At 44.2% G+C, this 20,700-nt stretch carries 15 protein-coding genes; 8 read left to right on the forward strand and 7 right to left on the reverse strand.

Translation table 11 applies throughout. The annotated features are described in order from the left end of the window. Nucleotides 1-40 precede the first annotated feature (40 nt). From hscB to fdx, 3 genes are read left to right on the forward strand one after another with little or no spacing between them, the layout of a single operon-like run. Nucleotides 41-556 (forward strand): Fe-S protein assembly co-chaperone HscB, encoded by a 516-nt coding sequence (gene hscB, locus F891_RS07765; RefSeq protein ID WP_004646764.1) that lies wholly within the window; start codon nucleotides 41-43, stop codon nucleotides 554-556. A 41-nt stretch (nucleotides 557-597) separates the two neighbouring features. After that, nucleotides 598-2,457 (forward strand): Fe-S protein assembly chaperone HscA, encoded by a 1,860-nt coding sequence (gene hscA, locus F891_RS07770; protein ID WP_004646762.1) that lies wholly within the window; start codon nucleotides 598-600, stop codon nucleotides 2,455-2,457. 15 nt (nucleotides 2,458-2,472) lie between these two features. Next, nucleotides 2,473-2,811, forward strand: coding sequence for an ISC system 2Fe-2S type ferredoxin (gene fdx, locus F891_RS07775; RefSeq protein WP_004279821.1), 339 nt, complete (start codon nucleotides 2,473-2,475; stop codon nucleotides 2,809-2,811). Nucleotides 2,812-2,900: 89 nt separating this feature from the next. On the opposite strand, the gene F891_RS07780 is transcribed toward fdx, so the two are convergent. The 5 genes from F891_RS07780 to aspA all read right to left on the reverse strand — a co-directional run bounded on the left by F891_RS07780 (nucleotide 2,901) and on the right by aspA (nucleotide 10,586). Beyond that, on the reverse strand, nucleotides 2,901-4,346 hold the full coding sequence (locus F891_RS07780) for an adenylate/guanylate cyclase domain-containing protein (protein ID WP_004729820.1): 1,446 nt from the start codon (nucleotides 4,344-4,346) through the stop codon (nucleotides 2,901-2,903). Nucleotides 4,347-4,401: 55 nt separating this feature from the next. Further along, nucleotides 4,402-4,836: an HIT domain-containing protein gene (locus F891_RS07785; RefSeq protein ID WP_004646760.1), complete on the reverse strand. Its 435-nt coding sequence runs from the start codon at nucleotides 4,834-4,836 to the stop codon at nucleotides 4,402-4,404. Between the two features lie 229 nt (nucleotides 4,837-5,065). Then, entirely contained in the window at nucleotides 5,066-8,524 is a 3,459-nt protein-coding gene (mfd, locus tag F891_RS07790; protein WP_004646759.1) for a transcription-repair coupling factor, read from the reverse strand. A 123-nt stretch (nucleotides 8,525-8,647) separates the two neighbouring features. Then, nucleotides 8,648-9,013 (reverse strand): hypothetical protein, encoded by a 366-nt coding sequence (locus tag F891_RS07795; RefSeq protein WP_004646758.1) that lies wholly within the window; start codon nucleotides 9,011-9,013, stop codon nucleotides 8,648-8,650. A 130-nt stretch (nucleotides 9,014-9,143) separates the two neighbouring features. After that, nucleotides 9,144-10,586 carry an aspartate ammonia-lyase gene (gene aspA / locus F891_RS07800; RefSeq protein WP_034439543.1) on the reverse strand — a complete coding sequence of 481 codons (1,443 nt, stop codon included), beginning with the start codon at nucleotides 10,584-10,586 and terminating at the stop codon, nucleotides 9,144-9,146. A 421-nt stretch (nucleotides 10,587-11,007) separates the two neighbouring features. Between aspA and putP the strand changes: the two genes are divergently transcribed. After that, nucleotides 11,008-12,516 (forward strand): sodium/proline symporter PutP, encoded by a 1,509-nt coding sequence (gene putP, locus F891_RS07805; protein ID WP_004646756.1) that lies wholly within the window; start codon nucleotides 11,008-11,010, stop codon nucleotides 12,514-12,516. 79 nt (nucleotides 12,517-12,595) lie between these two features. Here putP and F891_RS07810 read toward each other — a convergent pair whose 3' ends face one another. Beyond that, nucleotides 12,596-13,090 carry an Lrp/AsnC ligand binding domain-containing protein gene (locus tag F891_RS07810; RefSeq protein WP_004279833.1) on the reverse strand — a complete coding sequence of 165 codons (495 nt, stop codon included), beginning with the start codon at nucleotides 13,088-13,090 and terminating at the stop codon, nucleotides 12,596-12,598. 118 nt (nucleotides 13,091-13,208) lie between these two features. On the opposite strand from F891_RS07810, the gene putA reads away from it, so the two are divergent. The 4 genes from putA to F891_RS07830 all read left to right on the forward strand — a co-directional run bounded on the left by putA (nucleotide 13,209) and on the right by F891_RS07830 (nucleotide 19,652). Then, nucleotides 13,209-16,964 carry a trifunctional transcriptional regulator/proline dehydrogenase/L-glutamate gamma-semialdehyde dehydrogenase gene (gene putA / locus F891_RS07815; protein ID WP_004646755.1) on the forward strand — a complete coding sequence of 1,252 codons (3,756 nt, stop codon included), beginning with the start codon at nucleotides 13,209-13,211 and terminating at the stop codon, nucleotides 16,962-16,964. A 184-nt stretch (nucleotides 16,965-17,148) separates the two neighbouring features. Then, on the forward strand, nucleotides 17,149-18,231 hold the full coding sequence (gene trmA / locus F891_RS07820) for a tRNA (uridine(54)-C5)-methyltransferase TrmA (protein ID WP_005263041.1): 1,083 nt from the start codon (nucleotides 17,149-17,151) through the stop codon (nucleotides 18,229-18,231). A 243-nt stretch (nucleotides 18,232-18,474) separates the two neighbouring features. After that, nucleotides 18,475-18,699 (forward strand): hypothetical protein, encoded by a 225-nt coding sequence (locus F891_RS07825; RefSeq protein WP_004279838.1) that lies wholly within the window; start codon nucleotides 18,475-18,477, stop codon nucleotides 18,697-18,699. A 392-nt stretch (nucleotides 18,700-19,091) separates the two neighbouring features. Beyond that, a complete protein-coding gene (locus F891_RS07830; RefSeq protein ID WP_026055785.1) occupies nucleotides 19,092-19,652 on the forward strand; it encodes a lecithin retinol acyltransferase family protein in 561 nt (186 codons plus the stop codon). Nucleotides 19,653-19,735: 83 nt separating this feature from the next. Here F891_RS07830 and F891_RS07835 read toward each other — a convergent pair whose 3' ends face one another. Next, nucleotides 19,736-20,647 (reverse strand): bestrophin family protein, encoded by a 912-nt coding sequence (locus tag F891_RS07835; RefSeq protein WP_004646751.1) that lies wholly within the window; start codon nucleotides 20,645-20,647, stop codon nucleotides 19,736-19,738. Between the last annotated feature and the right edge of the window lie 53 nt (nucleotides 20,648-20,700).

The raw sequence follows: 20,700 nt of genomic DNA on the forward strand, positions 1-20,700 counted from the left end.
TACAGTTACTTTTGCACATTAATCGCGGATCCCATCTCCCATGAATCATTTTGAGTTGTTCAACCTTCCTGTAGCACTCGATATTGATTTAGCGGCTTTAAAGACTGAATTTTTAAAGTTGCAGCAACAATATCACCCAGATAAAGCTGAAGACAAAGATCAGGCTCTGATTAAATCAAGTGATATCAATCAGGCATTTAAAACCTTGTCAGCGGTCGATAGCCGTGCAGCGTATTTACTGTCTCTCAAGAAACAGGATTATCACTTAGATCAGTCGATCAGTGATTTTGAATTCTTGCAGGACGCTCTGGAAATTCGTGAACAACTTGACGATGCAACTTCTGCTGAAGATTTAACTTCACTGAAAGTCGAAGTCCAGCAATGGATTGAGGGCTTGGTTCGCGAGTTCAAAATTGATTATGCGGATGAAGACTGGGCCGAAGCACGCGATACAGTGCGCAAACTACGCTTCTTCGTTAAAGTCATGGCCGATATCGACAAAGCGGAAGACCGCTTCCTGGACGATGACAGCTTTGATCTTGATGATGATTTCTAATTTTTAGTATTTAATATTTAACGTGCAAAGGATGTAACACTATGGCTCTCTTGCAAATTGCAGAACCAGGTCAATCAAGTGCACCACATGAACACCGCATTGCGATTGGTATCGATTTAGGCACCACCCACTCTTTGGTTGCCACGGTTCTTTCAGGTAAAGCCAAAGTACTTAATGACGAACAAGGTCGTGTGCTACTTCCTTCTATCGTGCATTATGCAGAACAACAGACTCAATACGGCAATGAAGCTGCGCCTTTCATTACTACTGACCCTAAAAACACCATCGTTTCTGTAAAACGTTTTATGGGTCGCTCGAAAGCTGACATCAAATTCCAGCATCCTTATGCGTTGGTTGGTGAAGCGAATGAAATGCCGGCTTTTGAAACCGCACAAGGCCGTAAGACGCCGGTTGAGATTTCTGCAGAAATTTTAAAGCAGTTGAAAGACCGCGCTGAAGCCAGTCTGCAAAATCCGGTCAATGGTGCCGTTATTACTGTTCCGGCCTACTTTGATGAAGCACAGCGTCAGGCAACCCGTGATGCTGCTCAACTTGCTGGCTTGAATGTTTTACGTTTGTTGAATGAGCCAACCGCTGCTGCTGTTGCTTATGGTCTCGATCAGGAAAGCAATCTAAGTACAGATCGCAACTATGTGATCTACGACTTGGGTGGTGGTACCTTTGACGTTTCGATTCTGCGTTTTAGTCAAGGTGTGTTTGAAGTTCTGGCAACCGGTGGCCACACTGCCCTCGGTGGTGATGACCTAGATCGTTTGATCCTGAAATGGGCCAAGAAACAACTGAATATTGACACCTTGAATGATGCAGAATATGCACATTTTGTGGTTGCAGCACGTAAAGCCAAAGAAGCTTTGTCTGATGCAGATTCAGTTCAACTCAAATTGCTTGATCAGGTATTGACGCTTGACCGTCCGACATTTGAAGAGATCATTAAAGTTGCTTTGGATAAGACCATCAGCGTATGTAAGCGTGTGATGCGTGATGCCAAGCTTGAACTGGATGACATTCAAAATGTCGTTTTGGTCGGTGGCTCAACCCGTTCTTATGCAGTACAAAAAGCCGTGCGTGAAGTATTCAATCAAGAACCACTATGCACTATTAATCCGGATGAAGTGGTTGCGATTGGCGCATCAATTACTGCGAACCAATTGATTGGCAACTCAACTGATGGCTCATTACTATTAGACGTGACGCCTCTGTCTCTTGGTCTTGAAACCATGGGCGGACTGGTTGAACGATTAATTTCGCGTAATACTGCGATTCCAGTCGCTCGTCGTCAGGAATTTACGACTTATCAAGATGGCCAGACTGCCATGTTGATTCATGTGGTTCAAGGTGAACGTGATCTGGTTGAGCATTGCCGTAGTTTAGGGCGTTTTGTCCTGCATGGCATTCCACCAATGACTGCCGGTCAGGCACGTATTGAAGTGACGTTCCAGGTCGATGCAGATGGCTTGCTGACTGTATCTGCCAAAGAAACCACCTCTGGCGTGACGGCTCAAATCGATATCAAACCATCTTATGGTTTATCGGGTGAAGATACTGAACGTCTGTTGCTAGACGGTTATAAGTTCGCTGAAGAAGATAAGAATCTTCGTCATTTGAATGAAACCAAAGTGGAAGCACAGCGTGAGCTGGAAGCACTGGTTCAGGCACTCCAAGCGGATGCCGGTCTGTTGACTGAAGATCAACTTGCAGCACTGCAAACTGCGCAAGCACAACTTGAAACTCAGCTTCAGGGTTCAGATATCAAAGCGATTGAATCTGCCGTTGAACAGCTTAAAATACATAGTGATGCTTTTGCAGCAGCACGTATGAATCAACATATTGATGCAGCTCTTAAGGGCACTAAACTCGACGACTGGTCAAACTCAAACTAATTTAAGGTAACGACTATGCCACGTATTAAAGTTCTTCCACATGCGCAGATTTGCCCCGAAGGTGCTGAGTTTGAAGTCGAACAAAATGCCAATCTTTGCGAAAGCCTGCTAAAAAATGGCATTAAAATCGAACATGCTTGCGATATGTCAGCAGCGTGTACCACCTGCCATGTAGTGGTACGCAAAGGTTTTGACAGCCTGGAAGAAATGGATGATGTTGAAGCTGACTTACTCGATCGTGCCTGGGGTTTAGAACCTGATTCACGTCTTTCTTGTCAGGTTAAACTGGACGATGAAGATCTGGAAATTGAAATTCCAAAATACACCATTAACCATGCGTCAGAAAATCACTAAGATTTTCGTTGCAGGCTAAAATAAAAAACCACGCTCATGCGTGGTTTTTTCTCTTTATAAGAAACAATTAAAGTAAATTTACATGAACTTTAAATGTGTTCAATTACTTCATCCTCAAGCTTCAATTTGACAATACCTTGTGAATTGGTCATTTTCTGCTGAGTTTCAATGCGTTTAATCATTTTTTCTAGTACATGAATCAGCTCAGGATATTCAAAGTTTTGCACTTCATCCAGATTCAGCAATAAATGAAAGCCCTTATATTCATAATCGAACCAGCGCTGATACTCGACTTTCTGAGACGCATATTTTTCCATGACCTGCCAGGTTCTTACATGTGCTTTAATGCCTTTCAAGAATATCGGCTTTTTCGGTGCACAAAGATAATCATCTTTGATCAGATTATGAGTATCTTCCGAAATCAGGATTTCATCGACTTCCGCTGCACTTTGCAAACGCGCTGCCAGATTGGCATCACGTCCTACAATGGTATAAGCCATACGATGCGTAGCCCCATAATTCCCTACGTGGCAATAACCGGTTGAAATCCCCATGCGGATATGCAGTGGCGGATAACCCATTTTAATCCAGCGTTCCCGCAGCAATTTCATTTGCTGACGCATCGCCAATGCCATTTCCATACAGTTCTTAGCATCCTGTTCCACACCTTCGGAGTTCGGATCACCAAAGAAAATCAGGATGGCATCACCCATGAATTTATCGACAGTCGCTTCATAATTTTTAGCGATTTCGGTCATATGCCGAAGATAGTCATTCAACAGGAATGCTAAATCATCTGGAATCAGAGTTTCAGATAGCTCTGTAAAGCCTTGAATATCAGAGAAAAAGATCGTCAACTTTTTACGTTTATATTCAATTTTGGCTTCAGATTCACCTTTCATAATGGATTGCCATAACTGCACGGGCGCATAGCGACTCAGCTGATTGGCAAATTCCATATAACGGTTCATCTGTTCGAAATAATGGTCTTTTTTCTGGGTCATGTATTGCACACGACCACTTTGATAAAAACTTCCGACACCAAAATAGGTAATCAGACAGATAAAGCCTAAAACGGTCAACTCACTGCTGGTCGGTTCGAAATAATTATTAAACCCAAAGACCAGAATATTGGCCAGATAAAAAAGCGTAATCCCGATCAGGCTGGCTAGAGATGCCATCATAAATGAAATTTTATTGCTGATCGCGGTATAGAGCACTGCGACCAGACCCAGCAAGGACAAGACCAAGTCCAGATGCACGGCCGCCAAAACCACCGAAATGACAATGACATCAATCAGGAAAAGAATATTACGCCGGATGTGATAATCATGACGATAGATCAGCCAGCGAGATAGTTTCGGTGTAATTAGCAAAACCAGAAACAAAAAAAATGGAACAAAAAGCTGATACTGGGTATCTGGTTCAGTGTAATGAAAGACGACCAGAACCACAGACAGCATGATGTATCCCATCATGCGATGGAAATACTCAAACTGATGGGGTTCTTTTTGAATCCAGTCGTCTAATTGCACTCACTCCCTCCCTGAAGTCCGCAACTGTTCATGGTTCTCGGAATGCCTTGGCTGATTAGTCCATGCGCCAGTCAAATGGCATGTCGCCCTGACCACGTAAAGCCAGCATTAAGGTTTGACGCATATGTGCCAATACTTCACTGCTATAAGGAACAGCAGGTGTACCCCAAACAGGCTTCGGCCATGCAACGTCGTTCTGATAACGAACTACATGATGAAAATGCAATTGCGGCACCATATTACCCAGCGCTGCTACATTCATTTTATCTGCACGGAAAACACGTGCCAGCTGGCTTGATAACCAGCTTGACTCTCTTAAAAACTGCTCTTGGTCAGCTTGACTCAATTCATATAATTCAGAGACACCCGGCACACGTGGAATCAGAATGAGCCAGGGAAATTGCATATCATTCATCAAACGACATGTTGACAAAGGAAAGTCGCCTACAAAAAACGTATCTTGAGCAAGTTGTGGATGCAAACTAAACATATCTTTATAAATGATGCAAAATTAGAATGATGGCTAATACTAACATATCCAACTGAAGCTGAATATTGAAAGCAATGTGTTTAAAGACAAATTCTCATGATTTGTTGCGAAGCACATCACAACAATTACTGTAAACAATTCATTAAAAAAATCAAGCCTGTTGTTCCTGCAAACTTCATTGGAAAATGAAATCCAAACTGAATTTTCAGGCTGATTTAATCGAATAAAATCAGTGCAATTCTTTAAGCAGACTGTCCAGTAAATCCTGTATAAACTGAATCCGCTTTTGATAGTCTTCCAGCATGACCATGACTTTTAGACGTTGACCGCCATCCATCCGGAAATAGGTCGGATGTTTCTGCATCATCTGGATAATCGTCATGGCTTGAACCGGAGTATCCGGTGCAAATTCAATATGCCCACCCTGACTGCTGATATCAATTTTAGTAATACCAAGCTGCTCGGCTTTCAATCGAATCTGATGTACAGCAAAGAGCTGTTTGACCGGTTGCGGCGGTATACCAAAACGATCGATCAATTCCATCCGGATATTGTCCAGTTTTTCCTGGGTATCAGTATTACTGATGCGTTTATAGAACAACAGACGTTGATGCACATCACCCAGATATTCATCTGGAATCAACGCTGGCATATGCAGGGTAATTTCGGCAGTCAATGACAATGGTGCATCGAAGTTTGGCGTTTTGCCTTTTTGAATGGCTTTGGTGGCTTTTTCCAGCATTTCCATATACAGGCTATAACCAATAGCCTGCATCGAACCACTCTGCTGCTCACCTAGTAACTCACCTGCGCCGCGAATTTCCAGATCTTCGGTTGCCAGCATAAAACCGGCACCCAAGGTCGAAGCACGCTGAATGGCATCCAGACGTTTTTCTGCATCACCTTTTAAGGCTTTTAAAGACGGCACCATTAAGTAGGCATAAGCCTGATGGTGTGAGCGTCCTACACGTCCGCGTAGCTGATGTAATTGTGCCAGGCCCAGCTTGTCAGCACGTTCAATCAGAATGGTATTGGCATTCGGAACATCAATCCCGGTTTCAATAATGGTCGAACATACCAGAACATTGTATTCCTTGTGATAGAACTGCTGCATCACCTGCTCCAGTTCACGTTCACGCATCTGCCCGTGGGCCACAATCACCCGCGCTTCCGGCACCAGTTTACGGATATGCTCGGCGGCACGATCGATTGTATCAACTTCATTATGCAGAAAATAAACCTGACCACCGCGCAGCAATTCACGCAGAATCGCTTCTTTAATGGTGTCATCGGTATGTTCCTGCACAAAGGTTTTCACCGCAAGACGGCGTGCCGGCGGTGTGGCGATAATCGACAGATCACGCATGCCACTAAAGGCCATATTCAGTGTCCGTGGAATTGGAGTTGCAGTCAGTGTCAGCATGTCGACATCGGCACGCATCGCCTTGATTCGTTCCTTGTCGCGCACCCCGAAACGATGCTCTTCATCGACAATCATCAAGCCAAGATTCTTAAACTGAACATTTTCCTGCAAAATCTTATGTGTACCAATCACAATATCGACTTTACCTTCAATCAGGTCGTCAATGGTCTTGGTATGTGCTTTGGAAGAGCCGAAACGTGACAGCACTTCAATCCGGACTGGCCAGTCGGCGAAGCGGTCTTTGAATGAATCATAATGCTGCTGTGCCAGCAAAGTGGTCGGTACCAGAATCGCCACCTGCCGGTTATTCTGTACTGCAACAAATGCGGCACGCATTGCGACTTCTGTTTTACCAAACCCGACATCACCACACACCAGACGATCCATCGGCTTGGCCTGCTGCATGTCATGCAACGTCGCTTCAATCGCATTGGCCTGATCCAGTGTTTCTTCATAGGCAAAGCCACTGGCAAATTGCATATACAGGCTTTGATCGATTTCAAAACTGATCCCGGGCTTGGAAGAACGCCGTGCCTGAATATGCAGCAATTCGGCCGCGACATCGTGAATCTGTTCCAGCGCTTTACGTTTGGCTTTATTCCATGCGTCCGTACCCAGTTTATGCAAAGGTGCCAGATCCGGATCACCACCACTGTACCGGCTGATTAAGTGTAGATTGGTCACCGGCACATAGACTTTGGCGGCATCCGCATAATCCAGCTGCAAAAATTCGTGATCCTGATCATCAATACTTAGGGTGACCAGACCGGCATAACGTCCGACCCCATAATCGATATGTACCACAGGCGCGCCCATGGTCAGCTCAGTTAGACTTCGGATCAGAAACTCTTCGGAAACTTCCTGTTGACGTTTGCGACGGCGCTGTACCACGCGATGTTCATACAGCTGATTTTCAGAAATTACGCTGACACGATCGGTCAATACCAGACCACGCTCTAAAGGCGCATTGGTAATGGCAATTGCATACAGAGATTGAATAAAACTATCAAAATTTTCAACCGTGGGGATATCACCCAGACTTGGCCTTAAGGCATCTTTAAGACTTTCCCGGCGTCCAGCACTTTCAGCCACTAGCAATACCGGATGATTAGCCTGATCAATATATTTTTTGATTTCATGAAACGGTTTTTCACGTTTCGGATCTACGGGCAGACGCGGTGGCAACTGGGTATCAAGATTCAATACCCCAGCTTTTTGATCAAAAGATGTTTGTGCGGCAATGATGCGTGCAAACTGGTTCAGCTGCTCCAGCACCTGATTGGTCTGAAAAAACAGGCTTTCAGGCGGCATGATCGGTTGGTCGACATTGTGGCGACGATCTTCATAACGGCGCACCACATCTTGCCAAAACTGGCTGAGACTTTCGTCCAGAGCCTTATCTGTAATGACAATGCCATTCTTCGGTAGGTACGAAATCAGTGAACTTTGGCCTTGCATGGCTTCCGCGCTGAAAAACAAGGGCAAATAAAACTCGATTCCCGGCGAGACTATGCCATCCATCACATCCTGATAGATCGGGTTTTTTTTTGGATTCGCGGTCGGGAAAAATTCGGCATAGCGGTCACGGAAAGTGGCACGACCTTCCTTGAGCGGAAATTCCTGTGCCGGCAATACGGTAAACTGCTGCAAACTTTGCGTGGTGCGCTGAGTTTCGGCATCGAAAAATTTCAGGCTTTCAATTTCATCATCAAACAGGTCAATCCGAATCGGTGCTTCCTGTCCCGATGCGTAGATATCCATGATACTGCCGCGTACCGCGAATTCACCTGGATCATAGACGGTATCGACCAGATGATAACCGGCCTGAATCAACTTTTTCTTTTGTTGTTCCAGATCAAATTTCTGACCGACATGAATATCGAAATGCTCACCCAGAATCCATGAGGTCGGCGCCACACGTTGTGCCAAAGTTGAGGCGGACAGCAACAGTACGCCAGTTTTTGGCATATTGGATAAGATTGCCAGACGTTCCGAGACAATATCCTGATGGGGGGAGAGACGGTCATAAGGCAAGATTTCCCAATCTGGAAAAATCGTGGGTTTAACCCCATAAAATTCCAGTTCACTTTCCAGTTGACCCAAATGCTGATTATTACGTGCAATCACGATAAATAAACGCGATTGCTGCTGCACGATTTCTTTGAGCAACAATGCCGTCGAGGAACCTTGCAGATTGCCTAACCAGCGTTTCTCGCCTGCTTTGAGTTGTGGTAAATTGAGTTGGGAAATTTCTTGTTGGAACATGGATATAGCTTTAAAGTCTAAATAACCTGAGGCTTATACTAGCACGATGATCTCAGGATATTTTGTTATTTTTATGCAGTCTTGCCACATCCATACGCTTCGATTTCAAGCCACTTTTAACACTTATTTTTTCTCTCGCAGAAAGTTACGATAATAATCATTTAACTTCTTGAGGATCATTTTAAATTGCAGCAGGTTCTCTTCGGTATTTCCCAAAGTCACATTAAAACGCTGATGGGCAATTTCCAGATCAATCTTTTCATTGATCAGCATCGCGGTGTCGTATAAAGCTTTTAAATCATCAAACTGTTTTAGACGGCGATTGGACAAATATTCTAAGCGTGTGGTCAGTTCCTGATTTAAATCAATGCCATCCACGATATAACCTGTGCCTTCGACATGCTGGATATTCTGCTCGTCTAAATATAGCTGTGCAGCAGTCGGTTTATTAGTTTTAAATAATGCACTGATTTTATCAAACATCGCCATTTACCCAGCCAAATAAAGTTCAGACCCTAGTCTAGATGAAAATGCCTCAAATCCACATATCGAACTTGAGGCAAATTGTCAAAATCACAACGATCAGTTGATTTGAGCTGTTTCAAGACAATTTATGCTATCAAGAAACCTGTTCGAGCTGACTCTCTGCTACAGGTATTTCAGACACCAGATTTTCAAATGCAAAAATCTCTTCTAATTGCGCTTCACTCAATAAGCCTAACTCTAATACCACCTGTGGCACGGTTTTATTTTCCCACATACATTGTTTGCCGATTTCATCACACTTGGCATGTCCCAGAATCGGTTCAAGCAAGGTCACAATCCCGACACTGCGCATGACGGAACTTAAGCAAATCTGTTCATTGGCCTGAATACCAGCAATACATTTCTGATTCAGGGTTTGCATGCCTTGGGTCAATAATTGAATTGATTCATTCATCGCCACGGCAATCACAGGTTCCATGACATTCAATTGTAACTGCCCGGCTTCCGCAGCCATAGTAATGGTTAAGTCATTACCAATCACCCGGAATGCAATCTGATTCACAACTTCTGGAATTACCGGATTGATTTTTGCCGGCATGATCGAAGAACCTGCCTGTAACTCAGGTAAGCGAATTTCAGCTAACCCTGTACGCGGCCCCGAGCTGAGCAAGCGCAAGTCATTACAGATTTTGGACAATTTCACTGCCAGACGTTTTAAACTGCTCGACAAGATAATAAAGACGCCACAATCGCTGGTCGCCTCGACATAATCTGCTGCACCTTTTAAAGGTAAACCTGTCAGGTGCGCCAAGATTTCCACCACCCGCTTGGCATAGCCCGGCGGTGTATTCACCCCGGTCCCAATGGCGGTGGCGCCTAAATTGACTTCCAGCAATAACTGTCGCATCTGTCCAATCAGCTTCAGGTCTTCTTTTAATAAGGTGGCAAATGCCCGGAATTCCTGTTCCATGGTCATCGGCACGGCATCTTGTAACTGGGTACGTCCCATCTTGATGACATATTCAAATTCGGCAGCTTTATGATCGATACAGTCAATCAATGCTTTAAGCACGCTCAATAACTCATCCAGACTGCTATAGGTCGCCAGACGCAAAGCCGTTGGATAGACATCATTGGTCGATTGCGAGGTATTGACGTGATCATTCGGATGCAGAATGTGATAATCACCTTTCTGATGGCCCGACATTTCTAGGGCAATATTGGCAATCACCTCATTGGTATTCATATTGATGGAGGTTCCGGCACCGCCCTGATAAGGATCGAGTGGAAATGCCGTTTGCCACGCTTCCGGATGCTGAATCAATTCATCACAAGCTTTCTGAATGGCAGTACTGGTCTGCTCGGACAATTTTTGAAAGTGCAGATTGGCTTGTGCCGAAGCTTTTTTCACTTGGGCCAAAGCACGAATAAAGTGCGTTTGTTGCCCCACCGCCAATCCAGAAATCTTAAAATTTTCGATGGCACGTAAGGTATGAATCCCATAATAGCTATGCAACGGGATTTGTTTTTCCCCCAATAAATCACGTTCAATGCGGGTCGGTTCGATTTGAAGCATATTGTCCACTAAAAAATACTCTTGGCGATGCACCGTATTTGGTGTGACATTAATATGAGCAAACAAATACAGGCCTAATAGGAAGACTTTAACCTAGATTTGCTACGATTTATTACCAATACGCTAAAGCTGTGAGTTTTGTAAGATTGTGTAAGCAATTGGCTAAGATTCAAATATTTTCATTATTTATTCAAAATTTCCACTTTTCCCCTGAATTCGACGTCGTATTGCCTTTTATCCGCTCAAGTTATTCCTAATTCAATTTCAGTGAATTACTACTCTATTTACAATAGGTATACATAAAAGCTGTGTAATTGTTACAGAGTGTAATTTTTAAACCATGCTTGAATCACCTCCTTGCAATCTCAGTACAAAAAATCATCTTGGACGATGATTTCCATATTTACAGGATGACCTGCCCATGACTTCTTTAAACCCCACCCTGATTACTTTCATGTTTTATATTATCGCCATGATTGCAATCGGTTTATATGCTTATCGTGCCACCTCCAATTTTGACGAATATATTCTAGGTGGACGGAGTCTGGGCAGTGTCGTCACTGCACTTTCGGCGGGCGCATCGGATATGAGTGGCTGGCTGTTGATGGGTCTTCCAGGAGCCATTTACTTGTCTGGTCTGTCAGAAGTCTGGATTGCGATCGGTTTGATTATCGGTGCATGGCTGAACTGGTTACTCGTGGCAGGTCGACTGCGCGCCCATACTGAATATCAGAACAATGCTCTAACCTTGCCGGATTATTTCACTAGCCGTTTTTCCGATCGTAAACGTATTTTACGGGTCTTGTCTGCCTTGGTGATTCTGGTGTTCTTTGCAATTTATTGTGCCTCAGGCATGGTCGCAGGTGCACGACTGTTTGAAAGCCTGTTTGGCTGGGATTACACCACAGCGCTTGTGATTGGTGCGATGGCGACGATTCTTTATGTTTGTATTGGTGGCTTTTTGGCGATCAGCTGGACAGATACATTCCAAGCCGGTTTGATGATTTTTGCCTTATTGCTGACTCCGATCATTACCTTCTTGGCTCTGGGCGACAACAGCCAGCAAGTGAGTGTCATCCTTGAATCGGCTCGCCCACATGCTTCAAGCATGCTTGAAGGTTTAAGCACCGTTGCGATTATTTCCAGTCTGGCTTGGGGCTTGGGTTATTTTGGTCAGCCGCATATTCTGGTGCGTTTTATGGCAGCAGATTCGGTCAAAACCATTCCTGCTGCACGCCGTATTGGCATGACCTGGATGATTCTATGCCTAGGCGGTGCAGTGGCTGCCGGTTATATCGGTATTGCCTACTTCAGTGTCAATCCCGCATTGGCTTCGGTGGTGAATCAAAACCCTGAAACGGTATTTATGGAGTTGACCAAAATCCTGTTTAATCCATGGATTGCCGGAATCATTCTGGCTGCTATCTTGGCGGCAATTATGAGCACCTTGAGCTGTCAGCTTCTGGTCTGCTCAACCACCCTGACCGAAGATTTATATAAGAGTTTCCTGCGTAAAAATGCTTCACAAAAAGAACTGATCTGGGTCGGTCGCGGCATGGTCTTGGTGATTGCCCTAATTGCCATTTCACTGGCGATTAATCCGAACAGTAAGGTTTTGGGTCTGGTGGCTTATGCCTGGGCGGGCTTTGGTGCTGCATTTGGCCCGCTGATTATCTTGTCGCTATTCTGGAAACGAATGACCCTCAACGGCGCAATTGTGGGTATGGTGGTTGGTGCCATGACTGTAATTGTCTGGAAAAATTATATGGGTGATACCGGTCTGTATGAGATCATTCCAGGCTTTATTCTGGCCACCCTCAGCATTATCATCGTCAGCCTGCTGGATAAAGCACCGAGTGCTGATGTGGTCAAACGCTTTGAAATGGCTAAAGCCGAGTATCAAAAAGAAATGGCAGAAATGAAAAAATAATCACCTTTTTTCTTGCACATAAAAGGGACTTAATCGTCCCTTTTATGTTTCTTAGATTCACAAATGAAGTTCTTGAAAATTACTTGGCTTTTCCCGGCATTTTCAGATGGATCTGCTGACTTTCTTTAATCACTTCCATCACCGGATAACTGCGCGTTTCTTTAATTCCGGGCAATTGCCACAAGATCTGACCAGAGATTTTCCGGAACTCATCCATATTGGCACAGCGGATTTTTACCACGAAATCAAACCCGCCACTGATCATATGACACTCGATAATTTCAGGAATCTGCCGCACAGCATGGGAAAATTCATCTAAAACATTCGGCGTGGTTTTATCCAATAAAATTTCAACAAAGACCACAAAACCATTATTCAACATGACTGGATTGAGGCGCGCTTCATAGCCCACAATAAAACCTTCCCGGGTCAGCTTTTGTACACGCGCCAAGGCTGCTGTAGGCGACAAATTGACCAGTTCAGCCAGTTTGATATTGGATAGCTTGGCATCGGATTGCAATAAACCCAGTATACGAATATCTATACGGTCAAGGTTCAAATAAGGACTTGGCATTAGAATTATTCTCTAAAAAAAGCGAAAACTATAGTGAGATATTCGTCAAATATTCTGTGATTATAGATTAAAACTCATTCACCTCAAAGAACTGATTGACGCAGTACAGGAAGTCACTATGCCAACCACTCTCCGCCCAGATTCAATTTTAGATTCAGCCCAGCACTCAAATTATATTGCTGAATTTAAACACAAAAACCAATACGAAGAACGTATTAATACGGTATGGCGTCGTGCAGAAACTGAATGCGTCGAAGAGTTATTGGCCCATAGTGAAATTTCTTCCGAGATGAGTGACAAGATTCAGGCGCTTGCCTTTGATCTCGCACATTCCTTACGTGAACGCAAAAGTTCCACTGGGAAAGCCGGTATTGTCCAAGGCTTATTGCAGGAATTTTCTTTATCTTCTCAGGAAGGCATTGCCCTGATGTGTCTGGCAGAAGCCTTACTGCGGATTCCGGACAAAGCCACACGTGACTTGCTGATCCGTGACAAAATCAATCAAGGTAACTGGAAAGAACATTTGGGCCAGAGCCAATTGATGTTTGTGAATGCAGCAGCCTGGGGACTGATGCTGACCGGCAAGCTGATGGAAACCCCACAGCAAAAAAGCCTGTCTAGCTTATTGACCGGTCTTTTGGCACGCAGTGGCCGCGGGATTATCCGTAAGGCTGTCGATGTTGCCATGCGCATGATGGGCGAGCAGTTTGTCACGGGTGAAACCATTGATGAAGCCCTGAAAAATGCCGAACCGTTGGAAGAAAAAGGCTTTCGCTATTCCTATGACATGCTGGGTGAAGCAGCACTGACCGATCCGGATGCTGAACGTTATTATCAGGATTATCAGCAAGCCATTCATGCCATTGGTCAATCTTCGCAGGATAAGGATGTTTATGACGGGCCTGGCATTTCTATCAAACTCTCTGCGCTGCACCCCCGTTATCAGCGTTCGCAAATGGATCGCGTGCATGATGAGCTCTATGCAAAAGTACTGAAACTCGCGGTCTTGGCCAAGCAATACAATATTGGTTTAAATATCGATGCTGAAGAAAGTGATCGCCTTGAGATTTCACTTGAACTGTTAGAACGCCTGTGTTTTGAACCACAATTACAGGACTGGAAAGGCATTGGCTTTGTGATTCAGGCCTATCAGAAACGCTGCTTCTATGTAGTGGATTACATCATTGATCTGGCGAAGCGCAGCCAGAAACGCTTGATGATTCGTCTGGTCAAAGGCGCATATTGGGACAGCGAAATCAAGAAAGCCCAAATTGATGGAATGTCAGATTATCCGGTATTTACTCGTAAGGTGCATACGGATCTGTCTTATATTGCTTGTGCGCGTAAGCTGTTGGCTGAACCGGATTATATCTACCCACAATTTGCCACTCACAATGCACAAACGGTAGCGACGATCTATCAGCTGGCACAACCTGAGCAGTATTATGCCGGCCAATATGAGTTCCAATGTCTGCATGGCATGGGCGAACCACTGTATGAAAATGTCGTGGGCGATCCATCGAAAAATAAACTCGGTGTACCATGCCGGATCTATGCGCCAGTCGGCAATCATGAAACCTTGCTGGCTTATCTGGTGCGCCGCTTACTGGAAAATGGTGCCAATACCTCCTTCGTCAATCGTATTGCTGACAAAACCTTGAAAATTGAAGATTTGATTGAAAATCCACAGCAAACCATTTTAAAGGCGTCAAAACAGGAAAGCGTATTGGGTGCCAAGCATCCGCATATTCCCTATCCGCAAGATCTTTATGCCGATGAACGATTGAACTCTTCAGGACTCGATTTGGCCAATGATGCTGAACTCAGTATTTTAAATGAAGTCGCATCCAGTCTGGCAAATACGCAATTTCAGTCAGCTGCTATGGGAACGGCATTTAGCAGCGTGGATACGCCCCATGCAGTTCCAGTGATCAATCCAGCACACCATCAGGATGTGGTCGGCACAGTCTATGAAGCAACTTCTGAACAGGCTGAAATTGCACTCACTCAAGCAGTTAATGCACAAAGTTTCTGGGCCAATCTGCCAAAAAATGAGCGTGCTGCCTGCCTGAATAAAGCCGCAGAACTGATGGAACAGCGTTTGCTTCCGCTCATGGTTCTTCTTTCTCGCGAAGCAGGTAAAACCTATGCCAATGCGATTGCCGAAGTACGTGAGGCGGTAGATTTCTTGCGTTACTATGCAGCTCAAGTTTTGGATCTCAGTGACAATGTACAGATCCAGCCTTTAGGTACTGTACTATGTATCAGTCCATGGAACTTCCCGCTGGCGATTTTTACCGGTCAGATTTCAGCAGCGCTGGTCGCTGGCAATACCGTGATTGCCAAACCGGCTGAACAAACACCGCTCATTGCAGCACAAGCCGTACAGATTTTATGGGAAGCCGGCATTCCGCAGGATGTGTTACAGCTATTGCCGGGCCGTGGTGAAACCATTGGTGCACAGCTCAGTGCAGATCCACGTATTCAGGGCATCATGTTTACCGGTTCCACCGAGGTCGCCCAAATTCTACAAAAAACCGTGGCAGAACGAATAAACCAGTTTGGAGAAAGCGTCACCCTGATTGCTGAAACTGGTGGTCAAAATGCCATGATTGTGGATTCATCTGCATTGACTGAACAGGTGGTGTTGGATGTTGTGAGCTCTGCCTATGACAGTGCCGGTCAGCGCTGTTCTGCCCTGCGTGTCCTCTGTGTTCAGGAAGATAATCTGGAGGCCGTACGCAGCATGCTCAAAGGTGCGATGCAACAGTTGCGCGTTGGCAATCCGGTCTTGCTGAAAACCGATATTGGTCCAGTGATTGATGCAGAAGCCCAGCAAAATATCCAAAAGCATATCGAGCAGATGCGCAGCAAAGGTCATACAGTTCATCAGTTGATGTTTAATCAGGACCAGACTGAATTAACTCCAGGAACATTCATTGCACCAACCCTGATTGAACTTCCAAATCTGGATGATCTGGAACGTGAAGTGTTTGGCCCGGTACTGCATCTGATCAGCTATAAATATGGCGAACTGGAACAGTTGTTAGATCAGATCAACAGCAAGGGTTATGGCCTGACCATGGGCTTGCACACGCGTATTGATGAAACCATGCAAACCGTGATTGCACGAGCGGAAGTCGGCAACCTGTATATCAACCGCAATATCGTTGGTGCGGTCGTGGGCGTCCAGCCTTTTGGTGGTGAAGGTCTGTCCGGCACCGGCCCGAAAGCGGGTGGCCCGTTGTATATCTATCGTTTAATGCATCAAGTATCCGAGAAAAAACTGGCTCAGCCTTATGCAGCTCAAGCTGAGCCAGCACTTGTTGAACATAAACTTGTTCAGGAGTTTAAAGCCTGGGTAGCTAAAACTTTCCCAACTTTATCTTTAAAAGCGCCTATGCAAATTGCGACTGGTCAAAGCTTTAGCCTGCAAGGCCCAACTGGCGAGGAAAATCAATACATGATCTTGCCACGTGAAAGCGTTCTCTCGTTAGCACATAGGGATCAAGACCAGATTCAGCAAATTCTGGCGATTTTATCGGTTGGCAGTCGTCCTGCGGTACTGGCAAACAATACTTTTATTCTGAAATATTTACCAACCATGCCAGCCGCGGTTAGCAAGCAATTTAAAGTGGTCCGGGATATTGAAACAGGTGTATTTGAGGCCGTCCTGCATCATGGTGACACTACTGAACTGATTGACTTGCAGAAACGCATTGCAACACGCCAAGGTCCAATTATTGGTATCACCCATTTAAGTTCGGGCAACTATGATATTCCGGTCGAGCGATTTGTGATTGAACGCGCGATCAGTATCAATACGGCGGCGGCAGGCGGCAATGCCAGCTTGATGACGATGGATAATCTCTAAATCAGTCCAATCATCTCAGCATTTTTAGCTTAAATCTTTCCTCTTTATGGCCAAACCTCTCTCCTCAGAAGGTTTGGTCTTTTTTATGCAGCTTTTAAAGCGGCTTGACTACAATAGGCTTAGGCAGATCGGCAATTTTTTGCTACCATTTGCGCTTTAAAATATTTGCGATTTCTTACTGCATATGACTTCATCTTATCAGCAACAACTTGAAGCCAAAATTGAACGCATCAGCGCTCAGTTTGCCGAATATCAACCACCTGCTTTAGAAGTATTCCAGTCTCCTGAAAAATATTTCCGCATGCGTGCTGAATTCCGGATCTGGCATACTGAAGATGATCTGTTTTATGCCATGTTCGAACGTGACGAGAACAACAATAAAAAAGTCATTCGTATTGATGAATTTCCAATTGCAGACCGCAGCATTAATGACTTGATGCCACAATTACTTGAAGCATTCAAGGCAGATGCCAATCTGGGTCATCGTCTATTTGAAGTCCATTTTCTGGCGACTTTAAGTGGCCAAGTCCTAGTTTCCCTGATTTATCACCGCAAGCTGGATGAAAGCTGGGAACCTGCAGCAAAAGCACTGGCGGAAAAACTGAATATTAAACTGATTGGCCGAAGCCGTGGCCAGAAATTCGTCCTGACTGATGAATATGTGGTGGAAGAACTGTCTGTTTTTGATCGTCACTATAAATATAAGCAGATCGAAAGCAGCTTCACCCAGCCCAATGCACAAGTTTGTCAAAAAATGCTGGAATGGGCATGTGATGCAGCGGAACAATCAGATAAAGATTTGCTGGAACTCTACTGTGGCAATGGGAACTTTACCCTGCCGCTTTCGACCAAATTCCGCCGTGTTTTGGCCACTGAATTAGCCAAATCTTCAGTTTATGCAGCTGAGTGGAATATTGAGCAGAACCAGATTGAAAATATTCAGGTTGCGCGTCTGTCTGCCGAAGAATTCACTCAAGCCTATAATGGCGAACGTGTTTTCCGTCGTTTGCAGGAAGCACAAATTGACATTTCGACTTATGATTTTGATACGGTATTTGTCGATCCACCGCGTGCTGGTATTGATGATGAAACGCTGAAACTGTTACAGCGTTTCCAGCGTATTATTTACATTTCTTGTAATCCAAATACCTTATATGACAATCTGAAACAGTTGTCTCAAACGCATAGAATCAGCAAGTTCGCCATGTTTGACCAGTTCCCGTATACACATCATGTTGAAACGGGTGTATTGTTGGAAAAAGTATAAAGAATTTGTTTCAATTTATTATATTGTTACAAAAATGGAGCTTTTTGAAGCTCCATTTTTTATACTATAAATCATGTATTTAATAATAAATATTGACTTGTACAGCAAGAAATATCGTTAGACCTTTAGGCTTCAATCGGAAATTTTCTAGCCTGACTGCTGCTTTTATCACATAGGTCCTATTGCTTTATTTATTTAATTGGCTATATTTCACTCTATGTTAGGTTGTTGTATGAAGGCTCTATGAGTTTTTGGCAAAAGTTGTTTTCTCATGAACAACACAATGAACACAAGAATCAAATTGCTTGTGTTGAAAATGATTGCTCTTGCAAGACAAATGAACAGCTTCTTGAAGCACTTTCTAAAGCTACTGATGAAGAAATCATCATCGGAATTAAAAAGGTTCTTGTATCTCGCGGCTATAGCCGCAAAGAACTGAATGAACTTCAGCACTTGCCATTGCAGTAATCGGCCAAGGTTACAGCCGTATAAAGAAAGCACTTGCGTAGTCAGGTGCTTTTTTTATGCTTGAAAGTTTAGTTTAAGGGTTTGGTCTTCTCTATTTCAGCATAGTTTATTAACTTCAACTTTAAAAGCTTCAGGGATCAGGCAGAAAATGTTGAATGACTTCCTTGATCCATGCTTGTGATTTTGCAGAAATTTTAGTACTTGCTTAGGCTATTTAAAACCTTTATCAGAAGAATATGTTCTAAATTCTGCTCTCTTCTAGCTCCTTTAAAACTTGGCTTAATAACTCTTCAATTCTGATCTGAAACTCAGGCAAGGCATCGATTAATTTAGCAAAACACAGTACACTTCCTATTAAACGACAATGCTTTTTTAAATGGCTTAATTCTGATATGCAACAGACTAAACGGTTTCCCATAGGCGCACATCTTATGGTTAAACATTTCGGTTATACCCATCATGGGATTTACGCCGGACGTGGTCGTGTCATTCATTATTCCGGCTTTGCGCATTTATTCAAGAAACGCCCGATTGAAATAACTTCTATTGAAAAATTCAGTCATGGCAAACCAATTCATATGCAACATTATGACTCGGCAAAATATAAAGGTCGTAAAGTGGTGCGCCGCATGCGGTCCAGAATGCATGAAAACAACTATCATCTGATTATTAATAATTGCGAACATTTGTGTACCTGGGCGATTACCGGTGTGGAAAGTAGCCCGCAAGTAATTTATATGATGAATCGCCTGACCACGATTGGTTATATCAGCTCGATGATGAGTTTTATGAACAGCATGTTCCTGACCCTGACCACGACCAGTTTCGCATTGGCGCTGTACATCAAGAAAAAACTCAGAGATAAAGCCAATCTGCGTTTGCAACAATACCGTGAATTGCAAGATCAGGCTAAAACCAAAGTGTCAGACCTGACCAATCTTAAACATCGTTAATTTAAAGCTCAGCCTGCCGATGATTTTTTGTGAGCAAGAAATTTTAAGTTCGTGTTTTACATTTTGATGATGTTGATAAGGAATCAAGTCAAATAGCCTTTTCTGGCTTGAATTGCCTCAGGTAGTGCTTTACCTAAAGAACTTAGGGTTTCCCGCTCGACCAGTCGCACAATTGAATCTAGCGGCAGATCGTTGTCCTGCAAGCCAAAGGGCTCTTCCAGTTCCGCACTGAGTTCATCCAGCCCGAGTAGCATATAGGCAATCAATCCAACCAGAATTGGTGTCCACAGGCCTAAATTTGCCTGCAAACTGAAAGGCAGGATAAAGCAAAAAGAATAAACCGCACGATGTAACAATACCGAATAAGAAAATGGTAATGGCGTGGACAAAATCCGGTCACAACCAGCCTGAATATCTCCCAAAGCCACAGTGTGCTGATTCAGGTTATTATAAATAATATCGCTGATCTTGCCCTGCTTATATTGCTGCACCAGCTCTTTTTGCATCTGTTCCAGCACCCATTGGGATGGATTGATTTGCATGGGCAATTGCTCAAATGACTTGGGTTCAAAACCGGCAGTGGCTTCATAAGCCTGAATACTGGGCGTTTGCTGTCTCAGCCGATCACGTAATAGATGGGTAAACAGCATCATGCGATATAGCAAAACTTCACGGATTTGATCATCTAGCACATGGCTGTCACGGCATAAATGACGCGTGGTTGCAATCAACGCACCCCAAAGCTTGCGCCCTTCCCACCAGCGATCATAGCAGGCCGTATTTCTAAAACTCAGAAAGATCGAAAGAATGACACCAAAAATGGTAAAGCCAATTGCCGGGACAGCAGGAAGGCTCACGAAATGCGCCTGACTCAAATACACTAGTAAAGCGGAAATAAAAACCACCAAAACCAATGCGGGCAGCACCTTGGGCAGAATCGTTCCCTGCCAGGCAAACAGTAAGCCCAAACTATTATTCTTATCACGCACAATCATGCAATTTTCCCTGCTGTATTGAAAAAGCCCAACCAGAGTTGGGCTTTTTACAT

The sequence above is a fragment of the Acinetobacter sp. CIP 101966 genome (genome assembly GCF_000369725.1).
GTDB lineage: Bacteria > Pseudomonadota > Gammaproteobacteria > Pseudomonadales > Moraxellaceae > Acinetobacter > Acinetobacter lwoffii_Q.

What these genes read in the sequence shown, in the direction of transcription:
- hscB (WP_004646764.1), top strand. Translation starts at nt 41, where the DNA reads ATGAATCATTTTGAGTTGTTCAACCTTCCTGTAGCACTCGATATTGAT.
- hscA (WP_004646762.1), top strand. Translation starts at nt 598, where the DNA reads ATGGCTCTCTTGCAAATTGCAGAACCAGGTCAATCAAGTGCACCACAT.
- fdx (WP_004279821.1), top strand. Translation starts at nt 2,473, where the DNA reads ATGCCACGTATTAAAGTTCTTCCACATGCGCAGATTTGCCCCGAAGGT.
- F891_RS07785 (WP_004646760.1), bottom strand. Translation starts at nt 4,836, where the DNA reads ATGTTTAGTTTGCATCCACAACTTGCTCAAGATACGTTTTTTGTAGGC.
- mfd (WP_004646759.1), bottom strand. Translation starts at nt 8,524, where the DNA reads ATGTTCCAACAAGAAATTTCCCAACTCAATTTACCACAACTCAAAGCA.
- F891_RS07795 (WP_004646758.1), bottom strand. Translation starts at nt 9,013, where the DNA reads ATGGCGATGTTTGATAAAATCAGTGCATTATTTAAAACTAATAAACCG.
- aspA (WP_034439543.1), bottom strand. Translation starts at nt 10,586, where the DNA reads ATGCTTCAAATCGAACCGACCCGCATTGAACGTGATTTATTGGGGGAA.
- putP (WP_004646756.1), top strand. Translation starts at nt 11,008, where the DNA reads ATGACTTCTTTAAACCCCACCCTGATTACTTTCATGTTTTATATTATC.
- F891_RS07810 (WP_004279833.1), bottom strand. Translation starts at nt 13,090, where the DNA reads ATGCCAAGTCCTTATTTGAACCTTGACCGTATAGATATTCGTATACTG.
- putA (WP_004646755.1), top strand. Translation starts at nt 13,209, where the DNA reads ATGCCAACCACTCTCCGCCCAGATTCAATTTTAGATTCAGCCCAGCAC.
- trmA (WP_005263041.1), top strand. Translation starts at nt 17,149, where the DNA reads ATGACTTCATCTTATCAGCAACAACTTGAAGCCAAAATTGAACGCATC.
- F891_RS07825 (WP_004279838.1), top strand. Translation starts at nt 18,475, where the DNA reads ATGAGTTTTTGGCAAAAGTTGTTTTCTCATGAACAACACAATGAACAC.
- F891_RS07830 (WP_026055785.1), top strand. Translation starts at nt 19,092, where the DNA reads ATGCAACAGACTAAACGGTTTCCCATAGGCGCACATCTTATGGTTAAA.
- F891_RS07835 (WP_004646751.1), bottom strand. Translation starts at nt 20,647, where the DNA reads ATGATTGTGCGTGATAAGAATAATAGTTTGGGCTTACTGTTTGCCTGG.